Here is an 11,992-nt window from a genome sequence, read left to right on the forward strand (position 1 = left end):
CATCCGCAAAACAGCTTATTGTATTTTTGCGACCCAAATCGTTATGTTGGTTTTAGGGATCCTCCTGCGTATTGCGGCTGGAAATTCTTTGCTGGATGGAGGATTGATCGAACTAGATTGGATCCTGGCCGGTTTGTTCTTGTTGTGTATCCCGCAAATCAAAACAAAAAATGGACAGGATGAAAACTTGTAGAAAGGTTGAAAGATATGAGTATTCTATTTTTATTGCTTGGCATAATGTTAGTGAACTTCTGCAATCCTGGAGCAATCGATGAAGCGCAGTTAAGCAAAACGATGTATTTTCTATATAATTTTATCGGTTTTGCCGTTTATATTTTCCCTGTTCCTATCCTGCTCAAATACAATAAGGCAAAGGATAAAAAGGATCGATCGTTGCTGGTCGTTGCTCTTACATTGATCGTTTATGATCTGTTTAATTTGTTGTTTATCAAGCTCAGTCCAATGACTTATGGGCTGCAGCTTGTCGTTGTCCTGCTTTATTTTCTTTATCAGAAATGGAAGGAAAAACACTAGCTTTTCTTCAAGGAGGTCGAACCATTTGATCGTCTTTATATGTTTGTCGTATATGGTGAGCTCGAATGGATTAGATTAAAAGGTTCCCAATATTCTTAGTATTTTTTTAATAATAAATATAGACTCTTCTCTTAATAAACTGGCGGTTGAATGTAGTTCAACCGTCCTTTTTTGTTTGTATTGTTGGCAGAGTCGATTGCTGAACCAAAGAAAAAAGCTGGTGTTCAACCAGCATTTTTTCATTCATTCTCTTTTTTGAATGTCACGATCGCTTTGAAAAGATCGCCATCGATCTCGATCTTGAACGTGCCATTCTGCACTTCGGTAAAGCTCTTGACGATCGCTAATCCTAAGCCGCTGCCAATTTCATGGCGCGATTTATCGCCACGCACAAAGCGTTCTACGATCTCGTCAGGATTGAAATCAAGAGGCAGGCTCGACGTGTTGCGATACGTGATCTTGACAAGATCGCCTTGATCTTCGATATCCATGAAAACACGCGTGTGATCATGCGAATACTTGGCGATATTGTTAGTCAAATTCTCAAAGATCCGCATCGTTTTATTCGGATCCAGATCAAGAAAGACAGGATGATCCGGATGCTTGAGCACGATTGAGATGTTCTTCTTCTGCAGTGCGTCGATATGTTCGGCATTGACTTGTTCGATCAAACTCGTAATATCGATCATTTGCTTTTCCAGTTCGATATTGCCCGAATTGGCTTTTGAAACATCGAATAAGTCGACAACAAGACGATCCAACCGATTCGTGTATCCTTCGATCTTTTTCGCGTATTCTTTGATCTTTTTCGGATCATCAGTCGATTCGACCAATTCGACATACGTTTTGATTCCCGTCAGTGGCGTCTTTAAATCGTGAGAGACATTAGAAATCAGTTCGGTCTTCATATTTTGCGACTGGATCCCTTCCTGGAGCGCTTTTTCAAAACCCGTTTTGACTTGCAACAAAGAATTGTAGATCGACTGAAAAGGACCGACAGGATAAGGAAGCACTTCATCAAAGCGACCTTCTGCCAGCTTCTTGGTCGCCTCCAACGTGATATCGTACTGCTTATGAAGACGGTTATAATACTTCTTCCCTTGGATCAAACCATAAATCAGGCAAGCCATCATCAAGAACCAGCCAAGAACAGGAATGTTGAAGAAGATCGTGACGAGCACGAACAAACCAAACAAAAGAACGAGCTTCGTGGCGCTGTTTCCTTCAAACAAAGAATATTCCATAAGCTCTTTGACTTTCTTATGGACCCATCGAATAAAGGTAAAAAGCAATGTGTCTTTTTTGACAAAACGCAAGAAGCCCTCTGCGAACATCCGCTTGATATAGACAAGATCGAGCCAGTACATCCAATACAAAAGCATCCATAAGCAGAAGTAGAGAATATACGAAATCGGAACGATTCCTTTGATCGTTTCAAACGTCATGTAAAATTCTCGATTCATACAGGCCAAGCTCAAGGAGAAGATTCCCATACACAACAAGAGATACCCTATTGTCGAAAATAGAAAGGCTGGTTCAAATTTCCATTTTATAAAGTCTTTAAAAAAAACGGTTTCACATTCGACTTTGTTTTTGAAGATCAAAACGATTAAGACGGCCAAAGCGAGAGGAAGAAAGAATCCGAAAATCATTTGCGGAAGTATGAGCGCGTCAATATTTGACAAATGAGCAATATATTTTCCGTTTCGAATCACTGGATCGTGTACATAAAAAGCCACCTTCACATTTTTTGGTTCATGGATCTGTATGTTTTTGGCCGTTTCGGTTCCAAAATTCCATGCGATCTCTGAATAAAGCGCGTTTTGGATCCGTGGATCTTCATTATTTTCAAAAAGCGTCCAATGTTTGGAAGAAAAATTCTCGGCGCTCGTGATCGTCTTTCCTTTGTATTCGGCTTCGTAGTAGAAATTCGAATCTTGATTCATCGTCGTGTATGTCGCATAAATCCGATTCTGTACAAAATCTTCAATTCTTTTCGCCTCTTCCGCGTCTACTGGATCTTTAAAAGAAATCGGTTTGTAATTGGGATCTAGTTGTTCGGCCACATAATAGGAAAAGAGTTCAAAGCTGTTTTGAAGCTCATCCTTCGCCTGTTCGTCATAAGTAGGCTCGATTGATTGCGCATTCATCAATCCATAGACCGAAAACGCGGAACAGACAAGAGTAAAGAGCGTGACGACTAGAAAAAATATTCGTTTTTTTTGCATAGATCAGCCTTTCTTTAATTTATAGCCCACACCCCAAACGACTTGAATATACATCGGCTTTTTCGTATCGAGCTCGATTTTTTCGCGCAGCTTGCGAATATGGACCGTGATCGTATCCGTGGTGATCGCTTCTTCTTGCCAGATCTTTTCATAAATCTGTTCGGCAGAGAACACTTGATTTGGATGTTGCATAAAAAGCTCTAAGATCTGAAATTCCTTAGGAGTCAAATGGATCGACTTTCCGTGTGCGAACACCTCCTTCGTTAAAGGATTGAGCTCGAGATCGCCAACGATATACGAACTGTTTGGCTCCTCTTTTTCTTTTCCTGCCTTCAGATCGAGGATCTGTTCATACCTTCTTAGCTGAGCGCGGACCCTAGCGATCAGTTCCATGCTCGCGAAAGGTTTTGTGACATAATCGTCGCCCCCTATCGTCAAACCATTGATCTTATCAATATCTTCGCTTTTCGCGCTTAAAAAAATGATCGGAAAATCGTATTCTTTCCGGGCTTGTTTGACCATTTCGACGCCATCCATGATTGGCATCATGATGTCGACGATCGCAAGATGGATTGGATATTGTTTCATAAATTCCAGTCCTTCTTGTCCGTTTTCGGCGAGCACGACATGGTAGCCTTGATTTTCCATATAAATTCCGATGGCTTCACGGATCCCTTGATCGTCTTCGGCCACTAAGATCGTATGTTCCATAAATTCCTCCTATTCTGGGTGGATATAAAAACCAAATCCAACCCAAATACTCATGGCGAGTATGCCTAACCATTTTAACATTTCCATTTTGATCACCTCAATACACCTATAGTCTAAAAAAGGAAGGTAACGATTCATGCGTGAGAAAACGAAAGATTTTACAAAGAAAACGTAAAAAAAACCGGAATTCTCCGGTTTAATCGAGCTCGAAAGCTCCTGTATACAATTGATAATACACACCCTTTTGTTTGATCAGCTCATCATGATCGCCACGCTCGATGATCCTTCCATTTTCCAAGACCATGATCGCGTTCGAGTTTTGGATCGTCGAAAGACGATGCGCGATCACAAAAACCGTGCGACCTTCCATCAATTTATCCATTCCTTCTTGAACGATCCGTTCTGTGCGCGTATCGATCGAAGAAGTCGCTTCATCTAAGATCAGCACAGGAGGATTGGCGACAGCCGCTCGAGCGATCGTTAAAAGCTGACGCTGACCTTGCGAAAGCGATTCGCCCGTCCCATGAATATACGTATTATATCCATGCTCCAAATGTTTGATGAATTCATCGGCGTTCGCGAGCTTAGCAGCCGCGATACATTCTTCATCGCTCGCGTCCAGTTTACCAAAACGAATGTTATCCATGATCGTTCCAGAAAAAAGAGTCGAGTCTTGAAGCACCATACCTAACGAACGACGAAGATCTGGCTTCTTGATAAGCTTGATATCGATTCCATCGTAGGTGATCATTCCTTTTTGGATGTCGTAGAAGCGGTTGATCAAATTGGTGATCGTCGTCTTGCCCGCTCCAGTCGCCCCGACAAACGCGATCTTTTGTCCAGGCTTGGCGAACAAGGAAATGTCGTGAAGGATCACTTTCTTTTTCGTGTAGCCAAATGTCACATCTTCGAAACGAACATCGCCTTTGAGCTCGACAAGCTGTACCTTCCCATTTGGACGAGGATGTCTCCAGCACCAATGGCCCGTGTTTTCTTTGCATTCGACCCATTCGCCATTTTCTTTCTTGACATTGACAAGAGTGACGATTCCTTCATCCGTTTCGCTTGGCGTATCGAGAATATTATAGATCCGGTTGGCGCCCGCGCCCGCCATGATCACCGCGTTGATCTGTTGCGAGATCTGACCGATTGGATTGGTGAATTGACGATTGAGCAGCAAGAATGAGGCGATCGTTCCGATCGAAATTCCAAAATAACCGTGCAACGCGAAGAAGGCGCCCACGAACGCAGTCAATACGTAGGAAATATAGCCCATGTTCATGATGATCGGCATGAGGATATTGGCGAATTTGTTGGCATTCGTGCTTGCCTCGAACAATTCGTTGTTGACTTTTTCAAAATCGCGGATCGCTTGTTCTTCGTGCGTGAATACTTTGACCACTTTGCTGCCCTCCATCATCTCTTCGATGAAGCCGTTGACCTTTCCTAAAGAGGCTTGTTGTTCGCGAAAGTATTTTCCGCTTCGCTTTGTGATCATTCGGCTCGCTAGGATCATCAAAGCGCCCATGATGATCGTCACGCTCGTCAATGGAGCGGACATGATCAGCATAGAAATGAGGACAAAGACCATCATCGAAACAGAAGAGACGAGCTGCGGAATCGATTGGGAAATCAATTGACGCAATGTATCCGTATCGTTTGTATAAACAGACATGATGTCGCCGTGCGCGTTTTGATCAAAGAAAGCGATCGGTAGCGATTCCATATGTTTGAACAAGCTTTCGCGCGTATCGTTGAGCGTCCCAAGCGAAATATTGATCATGACACGGTTCCAAATATAGGTGGACAAGATTCCAAGAGCATAGATGCTTGCAAGAAACAAGATCGCTTTGGCCAGACCACCATAATTTGGATCGGCGCTTTGAGTCAGCGGCGTGATATAGTCATCGATCAGCGTCTGCAAGAAGACGCTTCCATACGTGTTGCAGAAAGCGGAGACAAAAATCAAAAGCAGGACGATCAAACATTGAAACTTATAGTGTTTGATCGTTTCTTTCAACACACGAAGCAAACCGTTCAAATTATTCTGCATCATCTTCATCTCCTCCTTTCTGTTGGGCCGCGTAAGTTTGAGCGTAGATCTCATTGGACTTCAACAATTGTTCATGACTGCCGATCGCTGAAATTTTTCCATTGTCGAGCACGATGATCTGATCGGCGTCTTGGATCGAGCTGATCCTTTGGGAGATGATGATCTTGGTCGTATCGGGGATCTTTTCTAAAAACGCTTCCCGGATCAAGGCGTCGGTTTTCGTGTCGACAGCGCTTGTCGAATCATCAAGGATCAAGATCTTCGGCTTTTTCAAAAGCGCCCTGGCAATACAAAGTCTTTGTCTTTGTCCGCCCGAAACATTGGTTCCTCCTTGGGTAATATACGTGTCATAGCCATCCGGCATCTTTTGAATGAATTCATCGGCTTGAGCGAGCTTGCACGCTTCCTTGATTTCTTCTAGCGTCGCGTTTGGATCGCCCCAACGCATATTTTCAATGATCGTTCCTGAGAAGAGCACGTTTTTCTGCAAAACCATCCCGACATTGTCACGCAAGGACTTTAAGTCGTAGTCTTTAACATTGATTCCTCCTACTTTGACGGCCCCTTTAGTCGCATCATAGAGGCGCGGGATCAATTGCACGAACGAGGACTTGGCAGAACCGGTGGCTCCTAAGATCCCATACGTCGAACCGGAAGGAATGGTGACATTGATGTCGTCGAGGACGAATTCATCGTTGTCATTTTCCGCGTAGTTGAAGTAAACATGGTCGAAGACGACTTCGCCATCTTTGATCGTCTTGATTCCATCCTTTGGTGATTGCAGGTAGCTGACTTGGGTGATGACTTGGGTGATCCGTTTAGCGCTGGCGATCGACATCGTCACCATCACGAAGACCATCGAAAGCATCATCAAAGACATCAAGACAGAAGAGGTGTACGTAAATAAAGACATGAGAGAACCGATCTGCATATTTCCGCCAACCACTTGATGCGCTCCAAACCATGAAATCCCTAAAATCAGCGTATACATGCTCAGCTGCATGATGGGCGAGTTGAGGATCAAGAGCTTTTCAGCCTTTTTGTTCACTACATAAATATCGCTAGAAGCCTTGTCGAATTTATTGATCTCATAGTCTTCGCGGACAAACGATTTAATAGCGCGGATCCCAGCAATATTTTCTTGAATGTTCTCGTTGAGAGCGTCGTATTTTTTGAACATTTTTTCAAAGATCGGACGTACCTTGAAGATAATAAAGAAGAGCGAGAAACCTAAGAAAAGAATGACGATCAAGAAAATGCCGGCGACAGCAGGCGAAAGATAGAATACCATGGCCATCGAAAAGATGAACATCAATGGCGAACGCACACAAGCGCGGATGATCATTTGATAGGCGTTTTGCACATTGGTGACATCGGTCATCATACGAGTGATCAATCCGCCCGTCGAATATTCGTCGATATTGGCGAAAGCGAAGTTCTGGATATTTTTAAATTCAGCTTCGCGCAAGTTCTTGGCGAATCCGCTCGAAGCGATCGCCGCGTATTTTCCAGATTTGGCGCCGGCCCATAAGGCCAAAAAAGCGCATAAGAGCATCAAGCCTCCATAGAGCCAAACTTTTTCCATATTTTGCTGGTTGATTCCTTGATCGACAAGAAGCGACATTAAGTATGGGATCAACACATCGAATAATACTTCGAAAGCGACAAAGATCGGTGTTTTGATCGAGGCGCTTTTATACTCTTTTAAATGGGATAAGAGAGTTTTAACCATATATTTTTTAAACTTCCTCCTTTTCTGCTTGCATGAGATTATGTAGCGTTTTTTCTAAAAGAGCGAGTAGAGTTTTTTGTTCTTGCGGGCTCATTCCTTTCAAGAAAGTTTCGTTCATTTCTTGCCGAGTAAGACGAAGCTGTTGATAGAGCTCTTTGGCTTTTGGGGTGATTTCGATCGAATGGACTCGTTTATCGCTGGCTGAGCGGATCCGTTGAATATATCCTTTTTGAGAAAGACGATTCAGGATGCCGGTCACAGTGGGATTGGAGATATGAAAATAGTGTTCGATATCACGCTGGATGATTTGCCGGTTTTGGTTTTTGAACAGAAAAGTCAACACGTCGCATTGAGATTTTGTCAGATCTATCGATCGTACTTTATGATTGAGCAGCTTTTCGGCTTGCTGGCTGATACTATGGAAGTAAAACCCGATCGAGTATTGTTCGCGTTCCATGATTTCTCCTTTCTAGTGGTTATATAGCTGACTCTATATAGCATGCTATAATTGTATGCTTAGTTATTTTTCATGTCAATCCCATTACTAGAAAACTTGTGATACGATAAGACCATGAAGAAAAATGATGAGTATGATGTATATTGCACAGATCTGAGCGATCAAGGAGCAGGCATCTGCAAAGTGGACGAAGAGGTCGTTTTTGTCTTTGGCCTTTTACCAAATGAGAGGGCGAAGATCAAGATCATTAAAGTCTATTCGCGCTACGGGATCGGACGGCTACTCAAGCTTGAAAAAGAAAGCGGCGCGCGCCAGATCGCGCCATGCCCCGTCGCCAAGTGGTGCGGAGGCTGTCAGCTGCAGATCGTAAAATACGAAGCGCAATGCGAATTTAAAGATCAATGGATGGCCCGTTTGTTCAAGCAAGAGCGCCTGTATCCGATCTTGAAGGCCAAAGAGCCTTTGTTTTATCGAAACAAAGCCCAATTTCCGATCCAGCTTCATGATGGAGTGCGGAAGATGGGTTTTTATAAGCGGCATTCCAACGAGATCGTGGATACGAACGAATGCTTGATCCAAAACGATGGGATCAATCGGATCTATAGTTTTTTGTATGAACATCTAGATGAAGCGTGCGCCCGAGGGCTTCGGCATGTTTTTATTCGTTGTTCTTTATCGAACGATCAGGTGCAAGTCGTTTGGATCGGAAGAGAAAAGACGCGAGAAATCGAAGCGCTATCGAATTCGCTTAGACAAGCGTTTCCCAATATTGTCAGTATCGTTTTCAACTATAACGAGAGAAAGGACAATGTGATCTTGGGAGAGGATTACGAGGTGCTTTATGGTTCGGATTCGATCATCGAAACATGTTTAGGAAACGAGGTCGTTCTTCATTTTAAGTCTTTTTTTCAAGTCAATCCAAAACAAATGGAAGTCTTGTATCAAAGGGCGATCGAGCTGGCTGGCATGCAAAAGGGCGATCGCTGTATCGAGCTGTATGCGGGAACGGGAACGATCGGCATGGCCGTCTCGAAATATGTCAAGGAAGTCATCGGAGTCGAGATCGTGAAAGAGGCGGTCGAGAACGCGAACGAGAACGCCAGGCGCAACGGGATCGAGAATTGTTGTTTTGTTTGTGAAGACGCTTCCAAGTTTGTCAAAAAGTATACAGGTGATGTGGATGTTTTGTTTGTCGATCCGCCCCGCAAAGGCTTGAGCGAAGAAGGAATCGAACAGATCCATAGACTTTCTCCAAATAGGGTGGTGTATATTTCGTGCAATCCGAATACGTTGAAGCGGGATATCGAGCGCTTTCGTGAACAAGCGTATGATTGCGTCTGTATCCAGCCTGTCGATATGTTTCCGTATACGAGCGGGATCGAATCGATCGCGCTTTTGCGCAAGAAATAGACCAAAAAAAGCTAGCGTTAATGAGCGCTAGCTTTTTAGTGGATCAATTATTTTTTTCTAGATCTTGTTCTGTGACGTTTTCACCATAAATGAATCCCCAATCGATCATTTGTTGTTTCATCGCTTCAGAGCCTAGCGAGTGGCTAGAACCTTTGACGATCGTGTTGGAGTCGAGCGCGTAGATCGTGACGTCGCCATCTTCTTTATCGACAAGGGTGAGCTGACTCCGGCTTTCATTGAGGTCGACTGTTTCATCCTCTTCGAATTGAGCTTCGTCGATGATCCGTTCCATCGCGCTGGATGCGTCGGCGTCCAATTTGAATTGAATGAATTCATAGTCAGTGTCGCCTTTTTCCGCTTCATAAATGCGGGCTCCTGGATAATCATCGTCCGAATACTCTTTGTCGATACGGTATCCATCGTTTTTGAGGCTTGTCAAGATATCGTCAAAGACACTTTGACTGATGTCTTGGGTCTTTTCTTGTTTGCTTTCTTCTTTTTTGGTTTCGGTTTGAGCCGTTTCTTCTTGTTTTGTTTCTTGTTTTGGCGTTTCTGTTTTCGCGGGGGCGGAGGATGCGCATCCTGTCAACAACAGCGCGCCGCTAAGCAATGCGATCAATTTTTTGTTCATGTCATCACCTTCGGTTTCTACTAGAAAAAGCATAACATCAACGAGACTGAATTGTTAGCTAGACGCTTATAATGTCGCTTTGACTTCTTGTTTGCGATTGAGCACGAGCAAGAAGCGATACAAAGAGATCATAGAGCCCGATAAAAGAAGTGCGCCGATAATATCGGTGAACCAGTGAACTCCGCAAACAAGACGGCCAGCGATCGTAAAGGTGATCAGCGCAGCCGAAAGGACCGTGATCCAAAAACACAATTTTTGATGTTCAGGAAAGATCGTCTTGAAGGCGAGGATGCCTGTCCATAAGATCGTCACGACCATCATCGTATGGCTGGATGGGTAGCTTGCTTCTAGCGCGCCATCGAGAAGAACTGGCCGATAGTTGATGATGACTTTTTCAAATCCGACATACCAAACGACCATGAGGACATAAACGAGCGCGAGTCCATAAATCGCGGCCGAAACTTTTTTGAAGCTTTTGTTTTTGATGAGCTGGTACAAGCCTAAGCATGCAAAGAAAAGACATTCGACCATCGCGATATAAAGCGGAATGTCGGTCGCCATATATAATAATGGCGTGACTCCAAAAAATAAACGAACTGTATTGTTGAGTTGAGAAAAGCCGATATTGCTTTGGAGCGGGCCAGTTGGCTTAACATCGACCACACAAAGACAAGCCGTAAATAAAAAGAAGACAACAAACCACAACAAGGTTTGACATAACGCTTTTTTACTTTGAATATTCATAGAAAACTCCTTTTCAATATCTCTATCTTACTTGTTTTGTTCGTTCAATCAAATGACATTGAACAAAAAAAAGAAGCCTTTATTTAAAGGCTCATTTTCGGATGGTCAGGATGGCGGGATTCGAACCCGCGCTCTCTTGGTCCCGAACCAAGCACTTTACCAAGCTAAGCTACATCCTGATTGCTCGTATATTCTAACATATTTCAATCGAAAAAAAAAGACACGTTTCCGTGTCGTTCTTTTCAAATGGTGAGGCCGATGCGACTTGAACGCACACGACCGAAGTCACTACCCCCTCAAAGTAGCGTGTCTGCCGATTCCACCACGGCCTCATAAAACAAAAGAATTGGCAACGTCCTATTCTCGCAGGCGCAAGGCCAACTACCTTCGGCGATGAAGTGCTTGACTTCTGTGTTCGGGACGGGAACAGGTATTTCCACTTCTCTATCGTCACCAAATCTTTTGCTTACTCATAATACACGAAAAGAAGCGTTGTGGCAATTCTTTTTTTACTTTTTTTATTTTCTTGGAAAAAATACCTAAAAAAACCCATAGGATTGTTTCGTTGAATCATGATAAAGAAAGGACGAATCGTCTATGGGCACTTATTATGAGATTATAAATTCCTAGTTCTATCTACTTTTATTATGTCAAATGACATAGCAGTTAATAGCATAGAACAGCTTCACTCAACCTAATAGAATCAACCAGTCAACAAACAGATCAAGTGAATAATCTGCTCTCGTGGACAACTTTACAATTCGTTTGGCAGTCGTGTTTTCTGTTCGGAATATTTTATCGAGCCAACCTGACTTAAAAGCTCAGATTTAGCTTGATCGGGGATAATCCGATCCCCTCTATCCCATTGGCATAGTGGTACTATGTCAAGTTTGAGGACAACCTAAATTTCTGTTTTTTGACAAATCCGAAAAAATTTGTTCCACTTTCCATTGACTACGGGTCCCTATCCCTAAGAACCCATTTCTTGTTGCTTTTCAAACTCCCAGCTCTTGCTGCGGCTTGAAAAGCCCCAAGCTTATCTTAGGGATCCCCATTGTCAATGACGCTTCTCAATTTTTTTCTAAACGCATCTTTTTCAATATCTTGTAGTTTTTCTCGTATTCCATCGGGGATTCGTATCCGCAATGGGAATGGATCCGGATCGTATTGTAGAATCCTTCTATATATTCGAATACGGCTTTCTTCGCTTCTTTCATTGTTTCGAAATGGTAGAAGTTGATCCATTCTCTCTTGATCAGTGAATGAAAGCTTTCGATGCAGGCGTTGTCCCATGGATTGCCTTTTCTCGAATACGATCTTTCCATTCCTTCTGTCTTGTTTTTGTATTCTTCGCTTGTGTACTGGACTCCTTGATCGCTGTGGATCACCAATGGCTTTTTGATTCCTCGTCTTCTTTTGGCTATTTCTATACACTCCAGAACTTTTGCGGCTTCCATATTTCGAGTCATCACCCACCCGACTATTTTTCTCG

At 43.2% G+C, this 11,992-nt stretch carries 11 protein-coding genes, 2 tRNA genes and 1 rRNA gene; 3 read left to right on the top strand and 11 right to left on the bottom strand.

Translation table 11 applies throughout. From position 1 onward, the window contains the following. Together BO225_RS12230 and BO225_RS00125 are read left to right on the top strand one after the other, a co-directional pair. Positions 1–193, top strand: a 193-nt coding sequence (locus tag BO225_RS12230) for a hypothetical protein (RefSeq protein WP_158023757.1), incomplete at its 5' end; no start/stop codon positions are given. 14 nt (positions 194–207) lie between these two features. Then, positions 208–534 carry a hypothetical protein gene (locus BO225_RS00125; protein WP_076340283.1) on the top strand — a complete coding sequence of 109 codons (327 nt, stop codon included), beginning with the start codon at positions 208–210 and terminating at the stop codon, positions 532–534. Between the two features lie 239 nt (positions 535–773). On the opposite strand, the gene BO225_RS00130 is transcribed toward BO225_RS00125, so the two are convergent. The 5 genes from BO225_RS00130 to BO225_RS00150 all read right to left on the bottom strand — a co-directional run bounded on the left by BO225_RS00130 (position 774) and on the right by BO225_RS00150 (position 7,715). Then, on the bottom strand, positions 774–2,762 hold the full coding sequence (locus BO225_RS00130; protein WP_076340284.1) for a sensor histidine kinase: 1,989 nt from the start codon (positions 2,760–2,762) through the stop codon (positions 774–776). A 3-nt stretch (positions 2,763–2,765) separates the two neighbouring features. After that, on the bottom strand, positions 2,766–3,473 hold the full coding sequence (locus BO225_RS00135) for a response regulator transcription factor (RefSeq protein ID WP_076340285.1): 708 nt from the start codon (positions 3,471–3,473) through the stop codon (positions 2,766–2,768). 196 nt (positions 3,474–3,669) lie between these two features. Continuing rightward, positions 3,670–5,529, bottom strand: a complete 1,860-nt coding sequence (locus BO225_RS00140; RefSeq protein ID WP_076340286.1) for an ABC transporter ATP-binding protein — start codon at positions 5,527–5,529, stop codon at positions 3,670–3,672. Next, positions 5,516–7,258 carry an ABC transporter ATP-binding protein gene (locus BO225_RS00145; RefSeq protein ID WP_076340287.1) on the bottom strand — a complete coding sequence of 581 codons (1,743 nt, stop codon included), beginning with the start codon at positions 7,256–7,258 and terminating at the stop codon, positions 5,516–5,518. The genes BO225_RS00140 and BO225_RS00145 overlap by 14 nt, the downstream gene beginning before the upstream one ends. Before the next feature lie 7 nt (positions 7,259–7,265). Next, positions 7,266–7,715, bottom strand: coding sequence for a MarR family winged helix-turn-helix transcriptional regulator (locus tag BO225_RS00150; protein ID WP_076340288.1), 450 nt, complete (start codon positions 7,713–7,715; stop codon positions 7,266–7,268). Positions 7,716–7,829: 114 nt separating this feature from the next. Here BO225_RS00150 and rlmD point away from each other — a divergent pair, with 114 nt between their 5' ends. After that, entirely contained in the window at positions 7,830–9,125 is a 1,296-nt protein-coding gene (gene rlmD, locus BO225_RS00155) for a 23S rRNA (uracil(1939)-C(5))-methyltransferase RlmD (RefSeq protein WP_076340289.1), read from the top strand. Between the two features lie 43 nt (positions 9,126–9,168). On the opposite strand, the gene BO225_RS00160 is transcribed toward rlmD, so the two are convergent. The 6 genes from BO225_RS00160 to BO225_RS00185 all read right to left on the bottom strand — a co-directional run. Beyond that, positions 9,169–9,756, bottom strand: coding sequence for a hypothetical protein (locus BO225_RS00160; RefSeq protein ID WP_076340290.1), 588 nt, complete (start codon positions 9,754–9,756; stop codon positions 9,169–9,171). Positions 9,757–9,822: 66 nt separating this feature from the next. After that, positions 9,823–10,500 carry a phosphatase PAP2 family protein gene (locus BO225_RS00165; RefSeq protein WP_076340291.1) on the bottom strand — a complete coding sequence of 226 codons (678 nt, stop codon included), beginning with the start codon at positions 10,498–10,500 and terminating at the stop codon, positions 9,823–9,825. A gap of 102 nt (positions 10,501–10,602) precedes the next feature. Continuing rightward, a tRNA-Pro gene (locus BO225_RS00170) sits at positions 10,603–10,679 on the bottom strand. A 68-nt stretch (positions 10,680–10,747) separates the two neighbouring features. After that, positions 10,748–10,832, bottom strand: a tRNA-Leu gene (locus BO225_RS00175). A 12-nt stretch (positions 10,833–10,844) separates the two neighbouring features. Further along, positions 10,845–10,958: ribosomal RNA gene (rrf, locus tag BO225_RS00180) — 5S ribosomal RNA — on the bottom strand. Between the two features lie 612 nt (positions 10,959–11,570). After that, positions 11,571–11,992 (bottom strand): integrase core domain-containing protein (locus tag BO225_RS00185; protein WP_143356710.1); only part of this gene is annotated, 422 nt, incomplete at its 5' end.

This window comes from Dubosiella newyorkensis (assembly GCF_001945605.1).
GTDB lineage: Bacteria > Bacillota_I > Bacilli_A > Erysipelotrichales > Erysipelotrichaceae > Dubosiella > Dubosiella newyorkensis.